This window comes from Sphingobacterium siyangense, assembly GCF_007830445.1.
In the GTDB taxonomy this organism is placed as follows: Bacteria; Bacteroidota; Bacteroidia; order Sphingobacteriales; family Sphingobacteriaceae; genus Sphingobacterium; species Sphingobacterium siyangense.
The window spans coordinates 21101-41852 of record NZ_VLKR01000043.1; the positions used below are offsets into that span (position 1 = coordinate 21101).

At 35.7% G+C, this 20752-nt stretch carries 15 protein-coding genes; 1 reads left to right on the forward strand and 14 read right to left on the reverse strand.

Annotated features, from left to right (window positions below):
- Nucleotides 1–182: 182 nt before the first annotated feature.
- Nucleotides 183–6032: an ATP-binding protein gene (locus tag IQ31_RS24760; RefSeq protein ID WP_158638970.1), complete on the forward strand. Its 5850-nt coding sequence runs from the start codon at nucleotides 183–185 to the stop codon at nucleotides 6030–6032.
- A gap of 321 nt (nucleotides 6033–6353) precedes the next feature.
- Here IQ31_RS24760 and IQ31_RS24765 read toward each other — a convergent pair whose 3' ends face one another.
- The 14 genes from IQ31_RS24765 to IQ31_RS27765 form a co-directional block, all read right to left on the reverse strand.
- Nucleotides 6354–8249, reverse strand: a complete 1896-nt coding sequence (locus IQ31_RS24765) for a hypothetical protein (RefSeq protein WP_145330842.1) — start codon at nucleotides 8247–8249, stop codon at nucleotides 6354–6356.
- A gap of 71 nt (nucleotides 8250–8320) precedes the next feature.
- Entirely contained in the window at nucleotides 8321–11482 is a 3162-nt protein-coding gene (locus tag IQ31_RS24770) for a hypothetical protein (RefSeq protein ID WP_145330844.1), read from the reverse strand.
- Entirely contained in the window at nucleotides 11472–12029 is a 558-nt protein-coding gene (locus IQ31_RS24775) for an ABC-three component system middle component 1 (RefSeq protein WP_145330846.1), read from the reverse strand. The genes IQ31_RS24770 and IQ31_RS24775 overlap by 11 nt, the downstream gene beginning before the upstream one ends.
- Nucleotides 12007–13323, reverse strand: a complete 1317-nt coding sequence (locus IQ31_RS24780; protein WP_145330848.1) for an ABC-three component system protein — start codon at nucleotides 13321–13323, stop codon at nucleotides 12007–12009. The genes IQ31_RS24775 and IQ31_RS24780 overlap by 23 nt, the downstream gene beginning before the upstream one ends.
- On the reverse strand, nucleotides 13320–14381 hold the full coding sequence (locus IQ31_RS24785; RefSeq protein ID WP_145330850.1) for a ComEC/Rec2 family competence protein: 1062 nt from the start codon (nucleotides 14379–14381) through the stop codon (nucleotides 13320–13322). Before IQ31_RS24785 ends, IQ31_RS24780 begins: the two co-directional genes overlap by 4 nt.
- A 235-nt stretch (nucleotides 14382–14616) precedes the next feature.
- The gene (locus IQ31_RS24790; protein WP_145330852.1) at nucleotides 14617–15231 is read right to left on the reverse strand and encodes a hypothetical protein; all 615 of its coding nucleotides are present in this window, start codon (nucleotides 15229–15231) and stop codon (nucleotides 14617–14619) included.
- A gap of 32 nt (nucleotides 15232–15263) precedes the next feature.
- The gene (locus IQ31_RS24795; RefSeq protein ID WP_145330854.1) at nucleotides 15264–15776 is read right to left on the reverse strand and encodes an ADP-ribosyltransferase-containing protein; all 513 of its coding nucleotides are present in this window, start codon (nucleotides 15774–15776) and stop codon (nucleotides 15264–15266) included.
- Between the two features lie 164 nt (nucleotides 15777–15940).
- A complete protein-coding gene (locus tag IQ31_RS24800) occupies nucleotides 15941–16537 on the reverse strand; it encodes a hypothetical protein (protein WP_145330856.1) in 597 nt (198 codons plus the stop codon).
- A gap of 17 nt (nucleotides 16538–16554) precedes the next feature.
- Nucleotides 16555–17379 (reverse strand): DUF4099 domain-containing protein, encoded by an 825-nt coding sequence (locus tag IQ31_RS24805; RefSeq protein WP_145330858.1) that lies wholly within the window; start codon nucleotides 17377–17379, stop codon nucleotides 16555–16557.
- Entirely contained in the window at nucleotides 17379–18566 is a 1188-nt protein-coding gene (locus tag IQ31_RS24810) for an ArdC family protein (RefSeq protein ID WP_244294573.1), read from the reverse strand. Before IQ31_RS24810 ends, IQ31_RS24805 begins: the two co-directional genes overlap by 1 nt.
- A complete protein-coding gene (locus tag IQ31_RS27470; RefSeq protein WP_158638971.1) occupies nucleotides 18556–18720 on the reverse strand; it encodes a hypothetical protein in 165 nt (54 codons plus the stop codon). The genes IQ31_RS24810 and IQ31_RS27470 overlap by 11 nt, the downstream gene beginning before the upstream one ends.
- The gene (locus tag IQ31_RS24815; protein ID WP_158638972.1) at nucleotides 18713–19114 is read right to left on the reverse strand and encodes a M23 family metallopeptidase; all 402 of its coding nucleotides are present in this window, start codon (nucleotides 19112–19114) and stop codon (nucleotides 18713–18715) included. The genes IQ31_RS27470 and IQ31_RS24815 overlap by 8 nt, the downstream gene beginning before the upstream one ends.
- 153 nt (nucleotides 19115–19267) lie before the next feature.
- Nucleotides 19268–20467: a type IV secretory system conjugative DNA transfer family protein gene (locus IQ31_RS24820; RefSeq protein WP_145330865.1), complete on the reverse strand. Its 1200-nt coding sequence runs from the start codon at nucleotides 20465–20467 to the stop codon at nucleotides 19268–19270.
- A 39-nt stretch (nucleotides 20468–20506) separates the two neighbouring features.
- Nucleotides 20507–20752, reverse strand: a 246-nt coding sequence (locus IQ31_RS27765) for an ATP-binding protein (protein WP_208734178.1), incomplete at its 5' end; no start/stop codon positions are given.

A 20752-nucleotide genomic window follows, 5' to 3' on the forward strand; every position in this document is an offset into this window, starting at 1 on the left:
TAGCTTTTTGTGCATGGATAGCTTTTATTTGGGGTACAACGAATAAAAATAAATACTGACGACTGCAGATACTATAAGAACTCAATAAAAATACAACGTTACCTGGCTAAGGCTGATTTGATTAATCTAAACTTTCGTTCTTAACAATGTATCGCAAAAATTCACTATTTTGGTCAATAGATATGAGCAAAATTAATCCTAACAGTTCAATTAGATCCGGCTATACCTATGAGGACCTTCACGTACTAAAATATTGTGTGGAATGGCTTCTTAATCCTAGGGCATACACTCAAATACGAATCCAATTTAAACCAGATCTGGTAAAGGAAAAACATTTCGCAATCGATGACGTTACCGTTACCAGAACTCAAGGCACGACCGAGTATTTTCAGCTCAAGCATCGCCAACATCCCGATAGGGATCTATGGGATTTTCGAGAACTTAAAGCGAAGGGACTCTTCAAATGGATTAGCTCATATTTAGCACTTCTCCAATTTGAGCCAATAAAATCTTCACTGGAAAGCAATGGAAATATCGCAGCAGATGTAGCCAAATGCCTATCTGGCTTTAAATTGGACAAAAGAAAGGTGGCAAACGTCGATCCTGATTTTTATAAAGAGCTGACAGATAAGTTTTCTGAAGAAGATTTGGAAAGTTTCTTCACGAACTTTGACTTTAAGTTCAATCAGCCAGGCATTCAAGAACTTGAATCAACGCTAAGAGAAATTTTGTATAAAGAGCTAAAAGTGACTAAAGCTGGTGTCGATAGCCTATTACTCTATATTACCTCCCAGGGACGCGCCATGTTTCCTAAAATCTTCACGCTTGAAGAAATACGTAGTTGTCTTTCATGGGATAATCCAAGGCCATTAAATCAAAATTTTGAAATACCTGACGATTTCGAATTCTTTGACAGGGGATTTCATGAGAAATTGCTGTTGGAGCTTAAAGATGTCAAAGGAGGTATAAAGGTCTTTACTGGAAAACCAGGTTGCGGTAAGAGTACTTATTTGTCAAAGTTATTTTCCACGTTGAAGAAAAACGGGATCATGGTCTTTAGGCACCATTACCACCTAAACCCTAAGGACTCCTCCTTTGCAGAGCGACTTAACTCGGATCGGGTCAAAGAAGCCCTTAAAGCTGAATTTAAAAAACAAAAGAACGCAGTGATTAGGGAACTCGGTGAAATAAATACAGAGTATACCGCTATTAAGGAATTTATAGATCGAATTGCGGAGTATCACCGTCTTCAAGGAACTACATTTGTTCTTATCATAGATGGACTTGATCATGTTATTAGGGAAGGTAAAAACCGGGACGCTTTAGTATCATTCTTAAATGATATTATATTTCCGCAGGAAGGCTTTTGGGTAATATTCGGAACACAGGAGATGGCAACTCCATGTTTTCCAAGAATTGTTGAACAATATGCTCCCAAGTCTGATTGGACCGAAATTAAAGGTCTCAACAGGACACAGGTTGCAAAGATTGCGAGAAAGGCATTTCCTGATGTTGCAAAAAAACATAAGGAGTACTTTCGAGAGAGTACGGACGCACTTTATGAGTTAACTGCAGGAAACCCATTGCACCTAAGATACGTAATTACGGAGATTAGCAATAATGACAGAAATCTCTCGAGCTATGATCTTAGGGGAATAAAGCCATTTGGTAATGATATTTCAAACTATTATGTTGCTTTGTGGAGTTCGCTATCCGAGCTTGCACAGAGTCTTTGCTATGCAATAACAACATTGGATTTTAAGTTGCACAAGGAGCAACTTTTTTCCCTCGCTGCCTACTTGACCAAATATCCAGCCGATGTAAGTATAGCATTTAAGGATGTATCTCATCTGTTACGTATAGAGTTGTCTGGAATCTCAGTTTATCACAACAGTTTTCACGTCTTCATGAATGGTCAACCAGAATTAAAAGAGCAACAGACAGCACTTTACAGGATCATCAGAGAATGGTTACAAAATCCAGAGCAAGAATCTCTGAGATGGGCAGAATCAGCAAAAATTGAATATTATTTGAATAATCCTGCGCCTCTTTTATCATTAAGCCACGATTGGATCATAAACAGTTATCTTGATTGTCGGGATGAGGTTCAGATTCAAAAGTTATTGGATCTTGCAGCTAAAGCAGCTTTCGAAAATAAACGTATCGACAAGGTAATTTACTTTTCAGTTGTCTCCAGTTACTTTGCAAATCGTACATTTAACATGGCCGAGTGTCTTAATACGCTTTGGATTACATCTTTTCGGTCTAAGCCCGATCTTGCCATAACATATCCGGACTTCTCAAAGTTGACCCATTACCAAGTTAAAGAGATATTGATAAGTCTTAAAAACAGAGGGATTGTAAACGATATTCCTTTGGAGGTAATAGAGAGGATGAACGAACTTTACAAAGACCGAAATTCTGATCAAAGAGAACTAACTCTAAACTGGATAGAAGTATTGGTCGCTTTTCCGGATATTCCTACAACCAAGGTCTTCAATTTTCTCAAACAATTCCGTAAATCAGGCGAAGCCTCCACATACTTTTCAGCTTACCTAAATTGCCTACTGGCAGACGAAGCTAATAATAGAGAACGTATAGATGCATTACTAAGACTGAGACTAAAACCATCAGAGCGTGTAGCACTTTTGGAGGTATTCATGCGACGAGATATGTTGAGTGACTCTTATCAATGGATAGAAATCATAACCAGAACAAACCTAAAAGCTCATCGAATGATGAACTTTTATTCTGTTTATTCAGGACTTCGACCAGCGAAATTATGTGATTTTCCTAGTCAAGAGGAATTCCCTGACGAATATGAATACTATAGTTCCTCACAAAGTATAGAAATAATAAAACTGTTTGAACGCACTTTCGACGCGGCCTTTTTTAACACTTTAGCTGATAATAAAACAACAATCAATAAATTCTTAAATAACGCTTCGGAACGTTGGCCCTTAAAACTGGCGAAAATTGTGGTTAGAATCGCTTCAACTTTGGGAAGATCATTCTCAGAGAAAAAAAGAATAAAACTTCATGATGTACTCCAGCATCTTGAGGAACTTCCAAAATTGGACTTCTCATATGATTTTAAAATCTATGAACTTAGAAGAGCCGTTGTTCCCTATATTATAGAAGAAGCAGTATGGTTAATACAGATTACAAACATCCGAAACGGAAATCAACCTGAGCTGACCAAAGCGGAGCTCGATTTCTTATTTCACCATAAATGGTATTACCAAAATAGGCTATTTGATCTGGTACAAAGCAAGCTGGTGTCAATTTCCGACGAAGCTTTGGATTTTTTTCTGGAACAACAACTAGACAAGCTTCAACAAGAGCTAATACCATTCAAAGACAAAGCGCAAAGCCTATTAGGCCTAACCTTGCTATATAAAGACTTCCAAAATGGCTTGCACTTACCTAGACTTCTCTATCTGGCCGCAGAAAATATATTGGCCTATGGTTATCATAAAGATATGTTCATGCATGATATAATAGAGAGCATAGAGGTTCTTATTGATTCTGGGTCAACCGAAACAGGTGAATATTTGAATAGGTTAATGCCATTTGTTTATTATATAGAAGAGCTCACAGATGGTGATGAAACAAGGCATTTTATCTCTGCTTTTTACTTACTAGTGGCTCGTTATGATATTCAGTTGTTGTATAATTTTTATTTTCATCGATTAGATACCAGAGAGTACCTTGATAGTGACATTCTCTGGACTAGTGTTCTTAAAACGCTGAACTTAAATGATCCTGTCTCATTTGCTTTAGCATGTACCGCAATAGACCATTCTGGGTTCTCTACTATTTCAAGTGAAAAAGTTAACCCCAAGATGACCGAAGTTATTGCAAACATTCACTCAAAATTCGGGGGGCTCAATTATTCGAAGAAAGAAAGTAATTCCCCATCGTATAAACCCGAGAATTCAAATGACAAATCTTACGCCTCCGTAATACCAGGTAGTTTAGCTAAGATCCTGTCAGACAGAAAGGAAAAAGAAGACTTTACAACGTTTGACGAAGGACGTTTTATTAATCTTTGGGCAAAATTCTGGTTACGAAAGTTGCCGAATTCAACTTTAGAAATTTTAAAAGAAATTAAAAGTGTGTTTGGTGATAAACCTTGGGATATAGGAAAAGAAACGTTAAATATATTATATCCCTACGCATTGAAAGTTGACAAGGCACTCGCCTTTGATTGTTTGTGCTGGCAAATGATCGCTATTGGGGGCTGGAACAGCAATTATATTGTTCGTATGGAAAACGCTCGTGCTGTTTGGCTGGAGGTTAATCAAAGTTTTCCACACAGGAGAGAAGAGTTTTATCAATGGACTGTGAGTAACTCAGGATTACGATATGGTGACCAAAAGAATTATTCAATTCCAATTCCCAAAAGTATCCAGTTCTTTGTTGATGCAGGGCAGGTACAACGTGCTGAAGAGTATGTAAAATTCTATTTAGATACTCTCGCAAGCATTTTTCCTAATGTGAATCTACCGGTTCCTGAATTTTGGACTAAGCCAAAAGAAATTAAACCGTTTGATTTACTCTTGCGTCGTTTGGAATGGATGAGCCCATTAGTAAAATCTACTGCTGCAGAAAAAATATCTGAACTTCTGCGTAATGATAAATCGGGAGAGATTCACTCAATGTTCTATTCTTGGCTAGAATCCTGTAAACTGGAATCTACTGCATGTTATGGGCTGTTTGTAATTATACGCTCACTACAGAATCAGCAGTCATTAACGTTTAAACATCTGGGGCAATTACGATTGGGTACATTACTAAAAATTCGATGTATAGCGACCGATTTATTACTTAAACGTATTGCCGAGATATTGAAAGTTCCATTATATATCGATAGGCCGCTTATTGTCGCAATTAATTCCACACCTCCCGAAATTGATATCGATCATTTCAGAAATTTGATTGGCAGAAACCTGACACTTTCTTATCTCGATTTTTTGGATGATATTGAAGACCGTAGTCCATTTTCAGTATGGAGAGCGTGGCTGTGTATGTATAAAGAGCGTTGTGAGGAAATGGGATTGGTATACCGGTCTGATGATGAAGAATATGAAAATAGGGGAACTACAGTAATGATTGGTAGGAATACTATTTTTGCTGAAATCTTAAAATCGACATTCTTTAAAATTATCGATAGCCTTTATGATATGGGGTTACTTGACATAGGGACGTTTTTCCGTCTGACATTAAAAATTTTGCCGATAGACTATTCAATATGGGAGGTTTCCCCACAACCTAAACCGGAATGGTGGCCCGAGTATCATGTGTCTTTAATAAAATCAGGAGATGCGCATCCGGATTTATCCGAAGAATTAAACCAAGCATTTATTGCGTCTGGAGATAACACTATTTTATCGATGAACGCTGTATTTCATCATGGTGAAGACTTTTATTCGGCTGAGACCTATTACGTACAAAAAACAATAGCATTTGCGTACCCATCAAACCAGACATTAATTGGAAATGCGGACCAAATCTATGATCAAATTCATGCCAATGGATTTTTGTATCCAAAAATTCGAAACCTCAACGAATTTGGTTCTTTGGATAATGATTTAGGATATTTTGCAAGGAATCAGAACCTTGTAATCTCAGGTTTACAACCCTTGACAGCTCAACTTAATATTCCGACTCATCATATATGGGAATACTATCGCATCTTCAACCCTTTTGTGTTATTACATCCTCTATTGGGTTCCGAATTAAGATTGGAAGCCAAAACCGATGGTATATTCTATTTTTCTAAGGAACGGCCTATTGCGAAAGCTGCGGATTTTATGTCAGGATTACGGGAAACATATAACCATCACTTACATTTGATCCCCCATTCAAACTATCTGGTTATCGATACTGCCTTTTTTAGGGATATTTTGCAGAAAAATAATATGAAATTCGCATATATAGTAAGGGAAGAATTCTATTATAAAGCTGATTCTTATACGGATGAATGGCCAAAGCCATACGTGACTCATAGAATAATCTCAAATACGTAAATGCTATTAGCAAATACATATTTGATAAATATCTTTGTTCGGTCATTTTCTGTAATTTTGCTTTTCGATCCGTAAAGCAACTTTGCTCCATCTAAAATATAATTGAAGTGTGGTAGAAATTCAGGAAACTGACATTTTAAACCCTACGCAGTGTAACTCAAGTTTAATGGCATAGTGAAACTATATAATTACTCAAAAGAATACAATTGTATGAACTATATATTCCCCCATACAAGAAAGCAGCAATAGGAAATAGGACTATTACCAGCTTCTGTTTCCAAAAAAAATTCAACACATAAATCACATTTGCAAAAAATTGCACTAATTTGAGATGGATAACATTTTGTCCCGTCCGACTTCTTTCAAGCCAGAGCTTATTAACTCTTCGAATTCTGTAATATTTAGAACTCTTGGAAGGTCTCCTGATAACCAATATCTTGGCTCAAATGAGTGTATAAATTCAGTAAATGGAGAAACAACCAAAGGTAAAATAAATTTGGTTTCTCCAAGATCATAATTTGTACCTTTTGGATGTAAGATCAACCATTCGGCTTTGTCATCGACCTCAGTTAAACCTTTTTCTACAACACTTTTTGTCCTATGTGCAATTGCCCTAGCATCACCTCCCAAAATTCCAAATGAACGTGCAACCACTTTACATTCTGCTATTACAAGTACATCACCTACCAAAATAGAAAAGTCAATTTGTTTAGATGAATTATCAAATCCTTTGCAGGGATTTGTAGGCAAATAGCTCTTTCTAACCTTAAGTGCTTCTTCTAATGTATCGCCTCTAAAGTTATGACCAGCCATGGGAATATTGTGAAAAATATTGTAAAGCAATTGAATTGAAATAGAATGATCTATCAAAATCGCCCCATTATTATCCCAGGGAATAATAATTTTAAAGGGACCAGCGGTGGGTAGGCGAATTTCATTAGCATTATTTTCGGTAAGAGTTAAAAAACAAATGGCTTTGTCTATTTCATCTTTGTCATAATGAGCCTCGATTCCTGTATACTCCATAACTTGCCCCCAATTTTGTTTTATCATGGACACATACTCATCCTTCTTGTAAAGTTGATAACCTCTCTTTACGATATTGATATAAGTTAGGTGATTTTTATCGACAAAAATCTTTGAAATATAGGAAAGACATAAGTCAGCTATAACACCCACAACATACTCAAAGCTAACATTATTCTGCTTTATGAAAGAGCTATTCAAAGGTAGATGGGCTTTCACAAAAGCACGAATAGGAAATGTTTCTAAGGTAAAGTTAGGTGGTAAATTTCCGACTATTTTTAGTCCTAAATAGTCTGCTATCGAATCTTTGAAATATTTCGGATTCATTGTGCTAAAAACCTGACACATAATTAAAGTTCCAGTACCCCGACTATCACCTTGAAATACAGTACCAGTCGCGGAAGACTGCATACGGCTAAGCCTCCTATCAAAATTCGTAACTAAAGAGTTTAATTCTGCACTACGATTATCATCTATAATATCTTCATTTTTAGGGTTTACTACTAAATTAGCTCCTTTAGATATTATTCTCTTTTTTGCCCCAGAGAACCAAATCTCATAAACCAACATTTTCAAATTAATGAATTCCAAAAGATTCTCCTCGTCGAAATCCGCAAGTACAAATTGTCCTATCGCCCCCTTTATTAACGGAAGATATTCAGTAAATCCAGATGTCAGATATAAACCTTTAAGCATTTTAGGGATATTTTCCTCACAAAGAATAATTAATTCGTAGCTATTCTGCTTTACAGCATATTTTTGTATCGCCGCGTTAAGGATATTAAAACAATATAATACCGTTTCGGCTCTCTTATCATCCCCTCCAGATGAAGGAGCTACCCTTCTTGAAAGATGTAACCAATAGCCAATAGTGTATTTCGAAATTATACCTTCAATTTTCTTCTCAAGAAAAAATTGATATTTATTGAGATACTCAATACTAAGCTCTTCATTATAGATGCGGGCATCTATATCCTGCCAAAACTCTTTCCTGTAATCTTGAATTTCCTTAATTCTTTCACTTAACAATGACATATAGTAGGCAAAAGGTATAGAATAATAGTCAAAAAACATACTACCATTTTGCCTTATAGCTTTATTTCTAAGTTTAGTCATTAAATTTTCAGAATACGAATTTTTCTTAGATTTGTTTTTATTGTGCGGCTTAACCCGATTCCACTGCTTTTTCATAATCTAGTTCACCTAATATGTGCTCAAAAGACCCACCGTTATTATCATCCAGAACGACGATTAGAAATTTTTTAAGTATTTGCTTTAACAGTACCGAAAGTTTCCAATTCAATATATTTAGCATTAAATAAGCCAACTGGTATTTTTTTCCTTAATAAATTATGGAAGTTTTCGTCATGGGTAGAAAGAATAATTTGTTTTTTGAATTTCACGACAATACTCCTAAATAAATCGATTGCAGAAAGTATGTTAATACTATCCATAGATTGGATTGGATCATCAATAAAAATGCAATTGACAGGTTGCCCTTTATTTTCAGCATTTAGGGCTTTAGCTAAAAAAATACTTAAGCTTAATATATTCATCTGTGCCGTGCTAAAGTATAGGTTAGGAACCAATGGATTATCACCATTTTCTCCGGTAACAAACACATTAAGTTTTGGTTTATCATTGGAAAAATCACATTGGAATTTGATCTTTTTACATTCTGGATGTGGATCAATCTTACGGTAAAGTACATTGATTAAATCTTCAAAAAAGAATGACTCTACCTGTTCATGTATGAATTTTGATATTCGATCACGTTCAGCTGTAAGACTTTTGCCAACTTTATCTTTTAAAAGCTTAATTCGTTTGGTGAGGTCATCTGCCGCATGACGAATTCTTTGATGAGTCAGAAACGGCATGACATTCTCTTTTAGTTTCTCTAAAAGTCTCAGATGTTGAGTAGTTTCGATGTTTTTAGTTGCTAGCATATTGACTTTTAAAATCTCGTCTTTTATTGTTTTCTCTAAATCTGCTAAAGAAATATCTCTATCAATTTTTAACCCATATCCTTCTGCGCTCTGCTCAAATCTTTTAATAAGACGGAGATGGGAATCATTAATATGCTCCGAGATCGTTAGATCAGCAATTACTTCATCAATACCATTTATAATTCCTAATTTTTTGAACTCATCAGAAGCTTTAATGATGATCGATTTTACCCCTGAAAGATCATTTATTTCTTTAGAGATTTTAGATATGAAATCGTCTAAGTGTTGAACTTCAACATCGACTTCTGGAAACAGCCTTTTATAAAATGAAAGAACTATCTCGTAACTTGGATTTTCCCTGGCTTGTTTCAATAACTTCCGTTTTTCCGCAACGTTATTTTTCAAATCATTAATCTCAGAATCACCATCTATACCACTTTTTATAAAATCTTTTTGCAAATGATGAAGGTTTGCTAATTCGTTTATTAATAAATCAATTGCAGCCTGATTATTTGAATTAAACTTTTCTGGAGTCAACCCACTTAATTTCGCTGACCATGCGAGAAGTTTTGCTTCGTTGTCTTTTGATTTGTCCTTTAACTCATTTAATTTATTCTCTAAACCTTCGATTAATTCATCTTGAAGCTTGATTTGACTTTTAGTGGCATCAACTTGTCTTTCCACTTCTGCAACAAGTGGTTGTAATGCATTCACGATAGAGCCGCTTATCTTATCCAGCTCTTTTGTTGAATTTAATCGTCGTTCAATAAGCAGCTGCATAACATTATTGAGCGAATTATTATTATTTATCTCCGAAGAGAGTTGATCAAATGACTCGAAAGCAGTATCACATAATGGACAACGCGAGCTTTGTGATTTATTAACCAGTTCCGAGCCTCTCAGAATAAACTGTTGCAACTCTTCACTGAATTGCTTTTGTTGTTCTATGGTCGAGTTCAATTTTTCTAAATCTTTTGAAACTTCCCCCCTCTCAACAATAAGTGATTCAGCAAGTTGTATTTCGGATTGAAATTTTATTTTTAGGAAATCCGGCAATAGGTTAAATTTATTATCCTTTATGTACTCTTGTGTTAATTCTTGTTCAATCAAACCTTCCAATAATAAAGATCTTTCTGTCTTTTTACCGTTGTTCGTTTCTTCAATTTCTTGGAACTCTTTATTTGTCTCTGATTGCAGAGTAGTAAGTTTTAACCTGACAGATTCTTCTTGAGTTACATCAACAAATACTTGACGCATTTTTTCAATCTCTGCTAGAATAGTATTAATACGATTATCTAATTGTTTTAATTTAAGATCAGAGTTTTCACGATTATTTTCAGCTGCAATCAGTTTCTCATTTTCTGAATTAAGATTTAATGTTATGGTATTATATTGTCCTAAGATCTCGGAGTAGGTAGTGAAATTATTTTTTACATTTTCAGCTTCTTTTAAAGTTTCGGCAAGTAAATCCAATTTCTTATTAACCTGTATTAGGTCGCTTTGTCTCTGCTGCTCGGTTTTTAATTCTAAATATGTTGCCTGAAACTTTTGTAACTCTTCAGCGCTTTGTTTAAGTTTTCCAATAGATTCGATATAGATGGTAGCCCCAGACTCTTCGAATGTTCCTACAAGTAAATCCTCAAGAGATCTCTCATTCAGCAACAGTTTTTCCAGCTCGAATTCAAGATTAAGAAGTTTTGTTGAAATAAGGTCTGACAAAGCTAAGAAATCCATATCAGAAAATTCAGATCCTATATTTTGAAAATCTAACCCATGTTGTTTTAAAAAATCGATGTGGGAGTTAATCTTGGAAAGGATTTCGATATCAACATCCAAATTCAATTGAAGCTGACAATCTTCCAACTTCCCCTTTAAATCCACGATATTTGTATCGTTGGTTTTAATTAGATTGACAACGTTTTTATAATATCCATCGAGTTTTTTATCACCGAAATAAGTTATAAACTTGTCATAACGAATTCCCGCGTCATCCTCCTTCAAAAATGCATCAATCCATTCTTGAGATAGCAAAACATCCTGAAAGAACTCAGTACCTTTCTTTGTGTCAGTAGCTTTAAACTTAAAATCAGGCTGCCCTGATCTTACATCTGGTATGTTGTTAACAATAACATCGTTAGAAATTGTTGTGGTTAGTCTAACGAACCCCTGTAAGTCCGGGTTAGAGTATTTATTACGAATTATATGCTGTTTATCTTTGTTTCCAAAATTTGCTTTATACGTTCTTTCGGCTTTTGCAGCATCTGCATTTTTTCCATGTTTCCTAAGAAACCTATTAATATTATTTGTGAAACCCCATTCTACAGCATCATAAAAGGAAGTCTTTCCAAATCCATTTGGAGCATAAATCGAGATGAAATCTGCAATCTCACCTGTATCATTCGTCGTGAAATCAAATGTTCCATTTTCGACCTTATCATATGCTCTAAAAGCTTGTATTTCAACTTTTTTAAATTTCATTTTTGAACCTCCTTTCAAGATCAGATAATATTCCTCCTATATCAAAATCCTCAACGTTTTTAGCAGTTTTGAACCTATGACGATTCATCAATTGAGACAATTGTGTGTCCTTATTAAAAATCTTTGGTTGTAGCCCTAAATTACCAGTAATTTGAAGATCTGAATTTGTAATATGCTCGCTTATAAGATTATTGACTAAATTATCATCTAACTCATCAGCGAAATCGCCTAAAACAATTTTTCTGCATGCAAACCTGTCATTTTCGATCTTATATTGAAGCTCTTTATCAACACTTTCACGACATATATATAACAGGTAGATATTCCACCGTTCGAATTCAGCATCGACTGGGAGGCCTGTTTGAAAGTAGGCGGCAACTGAGCTATAGATATCTTTCCAAGCATGATAAAGAATGGCTTTATTTTCAAAAAATAGCGTAAAAACGTTAACAGTACCGGGTATTGTTTCTTGATAAAGACCTATCGAAACATCTTGATAAATATTTCGAATAGATTGTAAATCTTTATGGTCTGAGCAGTTCTTCATATTCCTGTTTCAATTTTATAATTAATTCGGCATCTGTAAGATTGGTAAATTGACTATATTCGTCCTCTTTATCAATAATGCACTTCTTTTGGAAAGCATATAAATGAACCAATTTATAGCTCTTAAATGGATGTTCAACCCCGTCGTCAATCTGCATTTCGGAATTATGAACATTATTTGCTCTAATAATATCATCGATTGCTCCAGAGGGAATCGTATACTTTTCTGGCTTAGTCTTCGTGCTAACGATTATACAACCGTTTGCTGCCAAGCCATGGAAATTAGATAGTGTTATCTCTTTGAATTCTGTTGACCAATCTTTATTAGTATTGGAAAACAATACCCGATAGCAATTAAAATTCTCTTCCAAATTCCCCTCTGTAATTCCATTGTCTTTGATAAGATTTAATATTATAAGGTATTCTAGCCAAGCAACCCACAAATCCCTAGTTAAAAGTATATTTTTTCGGGGTCTTTTTCCAACTAGTAAGCGATCTTTAAAGAATTCTCGAACGTACAAGGGGGTGAGCTTATTTGCAACAATATTTTCTGTTATTCCCCGCAAAAATGATCTCGTGTAAGCAACATTGTTAGGAACTAAACATCCCTCTATTTTCATGACCTGATCTTTCAATAGAGAAAATGACGTTAGGTAATACGGCAAAAGATCAATTAGATCCTCCCTATTTGTATTCACAATAGCGTCGAAGAATGACAGCGGCATAAAATCAATCCTGCCCAAAGTTTCTTTCCCATCAGGCACCGACATTTTTTTCTGAATACCTGCTAAAAACCAATGTCCGTCTTCATATCTAAAAATGCCGCCACCGGACTGCCCAACAATTTCCTTGTGTGTAGCAACATTTTCCAACTCAGCTTCTATATAATTATACGGCTTCCTGTTTTTCAGCACTAAATTATTATCCCTATAAGAATAAATTTGTTTTCCTCTAGCATCAGGATGGCCTGCCAAAACGAAAATTCCCGAACTTTCAAGTGGATTATCAAGTCTTAAAAGTTCAATAGGATTATCCTTAATAGCCTCCACTTTAATAATAGCAGCATCAAAGTTGTCAGGATCGTGATGATAATAAGGTTCTCCGATTATCTTTAGCTCTACTTCGTTCACTGATCCATCCTCTCCAATAGTTTGTCGGATAATAGAGTATGGCATTTCAGCTTCAAGTAGAACATGTCTTGCGGTCAATACATAAGAATAGTCTTCGGACATAGGTTGAAAAATGCAACCACTTCCTCCCTCTACCTTTACTGTAAAAATGGAGAGATCGTTCATGCAATTCTAAATTCGTAATCAACGGGAAGTATTTTCAAATCTGGATAATTTTCAAAATCTTCATTAAGAAATATATCCTTAGCAAGTTCAGGATAATTAAAAAAAAGAGATAAATCTTTTTTAGAATCGATTATTCTGGCAAGGCATTGTTTATATGGGGATCGCTTTGATCCATTACTACTTATAACATAAGTTGGTGATTCAATCAGTTCCAAGAGCTTGTAACTTGTATTGTATTTACTACCATGATGACTGATCTTAACGAATTCACATACGAGAGGATTATCCTTAGTAAATTCGAAATGCTTTAAACCTTCGACTATCTTTTCGGGATGCGCGTCAGCCAAAAACAACATATCTTTGCCATTGTATGTAATTATAAATGCAATAGAACTGCCATTATGAATAGATGGATCTTTGGCATAAACATCTGAAGTCAAAAGTTCTGTGATTGTTTTTTTATAGTCTTTCGAAGCGGCAGTTAAACTTTCTGGCTCTTTCTTCTCCCATTTATGCAATAATTCACGTAGGCCATCCTCATCAGGCGATAAAATTCTAAACTTTAAATCAAGCAACTCTATAGACTGTCCTTGTTTAATAATTTTATACTCCCAAATACCTTTATTTTTTATAAGGTTTTCAAAAGTTACGCCATCTTTAATTGATGTGTCGGTAGACTCTCCCACAGATAGAGCAATATGGTTTTCTATAATATCGGAAACATTGAAATGCTCAAAAATTAGCTTACCAGAATTAAACCAAATTCGGTCAATTAAAGATGTTGCGTGGACATCGTCATTTATCCAATGCATTAAACCATTAATATGGTCATCATCGACATGAGTTAATATCAAAAGATCTATTCTTTGCTCATTATCTCTGATTGAATTAATTGTGTCGGATAGGATACCAAATTCAATTTTACCTTTTTTATCTTTTTCACTATATGTTTCTGCGGGACCACCATCTATAAGTATGTTTCGAGGGATTCCGTTACTATCATTATAATTTAACCAAATAGCATCGCCATGAAAAGCTGGAAGAAAATGAATTTTCATTAAAAATAGGTATTTACTTTTTGCTAAGTAAAGATTTATTAATTAAAATTCATAATGTAGTTTAATATTTTAGTGGTTTTTTTACAAAATTCTAAAATAGCATTATTAAGATAGTGATTATTAGTGTTAATTAATCCGTCCCTGTAACCTTGCCCATGATGAAATGGAATTAAAATACCACGGGTTTTAATAGAAAAAAATGTCCCCTTTCGATATCACGACCTATTTTCACTTGCTATCTTCCACTTTTAATTTGATCAATTTTAGTAGCTAAACCGTGTTGAGATTTGTAACTTGTCATAGGTTTGGTATACTGCCCTTTCTTTAGACCAGACTCCAAAAGGAGTTCCTCAGGAATATTAGTATTTAATATCATTTTATCTGATTCAAGTTTAGGAATAATCTTTTCCTTAATCAAATTCTTGATATGTTCTATCCCCTCCTTTCTACTAAGAAACTTTTCCATCGAATGATTAAAAGTTAAATAAGAATAGGAATGATTTGGAATACCGTACGCTATTCCATAAGCAGTTATTTTAGCCAGTTTTCTATTAAATTTTTCAAATTCTTTTTTCTGTAAATGATCGTAAAGAAGCTCATTTATTTTCTCTTCGAATGCCATATTAATAAAGCGATCATCCGGCTTTTTAAAAGATTTGGCGAAATCTTCTGCTTGTTTAATAAGCACTTTTCCTTTTGCATCCTTTCCATAATAATCAGTAGAACCACCGTGCCCCGTATTTTCAGCAAATCCGGCATGTTTACCATCAATATATAAAGATGCTGTAAACGCCTCCGTTTCTTGACTTAATGATGGAAAATGTTTAACATTTTTAAGTTCTATATTCATTAGATAGTTTTAGAGTGAAATATTAAAAATTTTTACCGTCCTATTTTCCGTTCTTGGAAACTCCTGTCTATAGAAATAATTCTTATTTGCTTAGCCGTAAATACAATGTATTCTGGCTGGTTATCACCAAAATCTGAAATTATACTATCATAACCGGCCGCAACCATCATTTTATGAGCAATTTCATTGTTTAAACTATCACGCATTTCGCCTAATTCACCGATCCCGATTTCTTCATCCAAGCTCACAAGTGCCTCACAATTGTCCAGTTTTTCTCCAGAAAGTATCTCCCAAATAAGGGATGCCTGACTTTCTTCTTTAAAAATTGACTGAAGACGTAGATCAAGTGTTTTAAGAATCTCAAGGTTTGCTTTAATAATAGTATTTCCAAACATTTGCGCATTCTCCTTTTTTTCAGAAAAGAAAAAGCCGTGAACAGTATTGTCCCAAAATGTATTGCTTCCACGGTAGCGATCTTTGAATGTCTCAAAGTAAGCATCTGTAATATGATAAAATAATGTATTAGATTCTATCGGAGATTTCATTCCGTACTAAGTTTTGGATTTAAGAGTAATTAGATTTGGAGTGGGTTATATTCAAGATTTTCCCCTAGACTTATGTCCCCATTGCTCCGAATTACGATTTAAAGTATATTAATTGATATTGAAAATGAACAGACAAAGATTTTATAGGCTTATAGACATAGTTATTATATGGCCGTAAATAATTTATGAAAATTCAAGAAGCCCTTGGCTGGTTTATAGGTCCGAATGGGAAACCGTTTACTAGAAATCACCTCAAAGTAGTTTAGTGAAAACCTCTCAATCGGTAACTCAAGAGTCTGCCCATGAAATTCTATTTGAATAAAATTCCCGTTGATCGAAATTTTAGAGTCAATACCATGTTTTAAAAGGGCAATCTTACAGTCAAAAATGCGTCCTAGCAGGCTATTTTCAAATATAAGATGAATTTTTGCATTAGGGAACTTGCAAATAAGTTCCCTAAAATTCTCTTTATTCGGCAGATAACCAAATGACGAGAAAGCAACGCCCGCCTTTTTTTCCACATATTGTGGAAAAAAATGTGCAAAACATAGGGTATCTGTACAATTCGAGGCTATAAATAAATGAGCTATTGAAATCGGTAATTGATGGTAAGCTGTCCAGATACCTTGGGGAATTTCATCCACAAACCCTGAACTTTTCCAAATTTCCTTTGCCTTAGTATTACATCCATAACTAAACTCAATACCATGAATGGATTTTTCAAAAAATGGTTCAAAGAATCGGATTACTTTCTGATTCAAGTTATCAGCGTTGTTCATTAACGAGAAGAAGAGCGTCCATAGCCTCTAGATTCCTGATTAGGGGTATGTTTATCTATTAATTGCTGGATAGTAACATTAGAATCTTTTAACTCTCCCTTTTGTTTCATATCAGCAACTGCCTGATTATACCCATTTGTGAAACCTTCGTTCTGAAATTTTGCAGCCCTGTTTTTTAACGCCTGAATTCCTTTATAAACGAGATAAGAGATACCCGCATCAAAGAGAACGGAAAGTGCCAAACGCTTATTATCAGATCTTATTCCCTGTGGATTTAGCGCTGTATGCTGGAACTTTGTACCATCGGATAATTCCACAATCTGTCCAGTTTTAAACTGATCAATTTGTTCTTCATTAAGAGTCTCAGAATTTACCTTTAACGGGACACTTACTTTTTCAGGATCATATGATATAAATTCTTTTGTCTGTTCATCGTATTCAATGATTATTTTTCTCACCTTACCCTTTTGTACCTCTTGATCCTTTGCGATATTGTCAATCTCTCCATTTTGAAGCTTCTGGCTTTCGTTTTCATCAAGTAGCTCGTGCGATTTTGCTACTTTATAAATTGGGTGCACATTTAAGCTCACAGTTCCATCCTGATCCTTTTTTAGGGATAATTTAGCATCGAGTTCAGGAATAGAAAGCCCATCAAATTTTAAATCCCTAAAGTTTGTCATTTCTGTCCTTCTACCCGTCAGTAAAGCATTGATATTGTCTCGTGATAGCAGTATACGCCCTTGAATATAAAGGCCTAGTTTTTCAAGTTCACCCAACGGGAGTTCATTGTCTTTAAACTGATTCATAAGATTATTGTGTTTCATTAACGTTTTAAACCATAGGAAGCCTTTTGGACTTCTTCTTTTAAAGTAGAGATAATTGGCATTTTCTCTTCCATACCATTTTTAGCTTCGAGAAGTGATTGATAGAGCTTATCGCTTTTGGATAGGACAAATTTGGTTTCTGTATTTTGTTCCTCAACTTGCAATCTGCCTCTTTTTAGCTGCCCAACTATTTTATATACTGAGTCTTTATATGAAATTATATCACCTATAAAGAGTTTAGAATCAATTTTCTGCTGATTTCTATTTTCAATATTTTGGTTGAGCTCACGTTTACGTTCGAAATCCAAAAGATAATTAAATATTTTTTCAGCATCAGTAGCAGCGGCATGAATTTCAAAGGGATTATTTTTTAAAATCTCAATCCAGCTTTTCACATATGCTACATGTTGGCCAGGATCATGACCAATTTTAAACTCATCACCAATTAACATAGAAGCTATTTCAGCTCTTAGTTCTTCTCTCGCATAGTTTTCACTACCAAACCTATTAAATAGGGATCTATTCAATCTATCCTCATGACCAGTCCAGTGGCCAAGCTCGTGCAATAAAGTCGCATAATATCGGTCAGGCGTCGCAAACTGTTCCTTCAGCGGCATCGTTATGCTATCAGAACGAAGACTATAGTAGGCTTCGTCACCCTTTTTGTGATTGATTACCGCACCCGAAAGAAGAACTAGATCTTCTGCACGAACAACAGGGTCCCACTCAGATTTTATTTGTGGCTGTACTTCCAATTTTGGAATTCCACTGATCTGTTCCGCATTAAATACCCAAGCTGCCGTTACAATAGCACGCTCCAGCGCTGTCTTAACTTTTATGGTTTTACCGTTTTCATCCAGAACCTTATTTCCTTTTTCATCTAATTTTGGAACAAGATCATGGGTTTTGACAAATTGGACAAGAGTGCCCTTTTCGCCCTTATTTACCTGCCAGCCTTTTGCATCAGCCTGCTTAAAAGTAAGCCAACGCGGATCTTCCCTACCGGCATTGAGCAGTGAAAAGATATTGATCCCTTTATATCTATTACCTGTAAGTGCGTTATAAGGAAGGTTGAAATCGGTAGATGAAGAGTTCCATGGCTTTTGCCAGGGAGCTGTCCCTTTTTCAAGTTTTTCGATGAGGGCTGCTGCAACTTGTTCGTGCAATGATTTAACCTTATTGTTCATCCTGCTCTCCTTCCTCATTATTTTCCTCGTCAAAAGGAAATTCGTCACCATAAGAAATTCCGTATATGACGGCCTCCTCTGGAGTCAGTCCGATTTCCTCCCCTTCTTTAAGTATCTTAAGCTTCTGATTAAGGCTTTCAAACGATTTATTCATTTTTTTGTCGGTTTAAAAGATTTAAGTTGAATTCATTGAGTTTTTTAATAAAAAGAATGGGGTCAATAAATTGACCCCAGATTTTAACGGAGAGATGGAGATGCTCCCCGGTTGCCATCCCCGTTCTTCCACTTACGCCAATAAGATGACCGGGCTGCAGATATTGATCTTTTTGAACCAATAGTCGTGATAGATGTGCATAGGTAATAAGGATTTCACCGGATCCGATTGCAAGAAACTTTCCAAGAGATGGACTCTCACCGGCCTTTACCACTGTACCAGAAAGTATATTAAAAACTGGCGAACCTCTTGCGGCCAGATCTACGCCGTTATGATGAATAGATTTTAATTTTATCGGATGTATCCGAATTCCGAAGGGTGATGCTACCTTCATTTCTTCAAGAGGAAGGCTAAAATCAATGGATTGGGCAGTTGTTTTTACTGAGATAAAAAACAATAAAAGTATCCAGATTATCGGCCCGTGACAGCCTGAACATACAGGACAACGAATGGTATACATAATGAAATGAGATAAGATGATCTGAAATTATTCCCCAGATTTTTTGTATTTATTTTCCAGGGATTCCGTCTTAATAGGCTGGATCGAACGAAATCCGGTCACTGCATCGACAACTGAATTGACTTCACCAATGATCTTTTTGAAATTTGTCAACAAAATTTCTTCTTTCTGTCCGCCAAAATCATAGAATACGGGTAATTCTCTATACTTCTGTTCTTCAAGTTTAATAGCTTCCACATCAATATTTATCCGACAATTAACTGCCGAAGTTTTGAACTTCCCGGTAAATATCCCAACAGCATCAGAAGCTACCAGCCCTACCATCTGACCAGCTGGTAGGGCTGCAATTTTACCGGCAGGAATGAGCGGCTCCAGTTTTTCCGACAGCGACATTGATGTTTTATTTCTATCGATACTGAGACTTTCGCTCTGCTGTTTGACCTTTCCAAAAATTCTTTCCAGCCACTCTAATGTATCTTTGTTCTGCACACTTCCGGATAACACATTTCCTACGACGGAGGTTATTGTTGCAGATGTTTCTTTGCCATACTGCTGCTGAAATTGCTGTAGGCTCTGAATCCCCAATACTGTGGCGACCAAATTACTTCGGGCCTGACTGAGCACCTGTTCAATACGATATAGGTATAGGCTTGGAGCTTCATCAACGACGATCCCTACCGGAAGATTTCCTTTGGAATTCACCAACTTAGTTACTCGGTTAACAACAACCGATAAACATGCGGAATTGATACTCTGAGTAGCGGGGTCATTGGCCAAAATCAGTATGCCGGGGTGCTTGGGGCTACTTATCTGTAGTTCAAAGTCATTTCCTCCAAAAACCCAGAACGTTTCTTTTGTCGCCAACCTGCTAATAAAGATTTTTAATGTACCGACCTGACCTTCCAGCTGTTCAAATGCACGTGCTTTATAAGCTGTCTGAAATGGAGAAAGAAGTGAACTAAGCTCTTCATTGCTAAAGAGTGTGTCAAAAATATCTTCGTAAGACAGGTTTAGAAATGCCAGAACATGGGGCAAAGTTGAATAACGGCCATTCTCATACTTACTAAAAAAGTAGATACAGGACGTCAAAAAATTAACAGCAGACTGAGTAAAGAACTGATCGCTCCCACCGCTTTTATCACCTTTTTTTAGGGCTTCCACAAGTGCTTCTGCTGTTTCATTGGCGTCGGTGTCACTTCGCATTAGAATGCCTCCACTAGTTCGCATCAGAATGCCCCCACTAATTTCACAAAAAAAACCATTATTCTATTCATTATTATTTTCATAATTTTCTTGATCTTCTGACTTTTTGGGTCTTCCCCTTTTTGATTTTTCCTTAGGGTCGTCTTCAAACATTCCGTTCAGTTCCAGGAGGTTCTTTATACGGTAACTGTTTCCATTTAGTTTGACGATTGTGGCATGGTGCACTATGCGGTCTATTATCGCCGATGCGATTACTTTGTCCCCGAAAAGTGTCCCCCAGTCTTCAAAGTTCCTATTTGTGGTAATGAT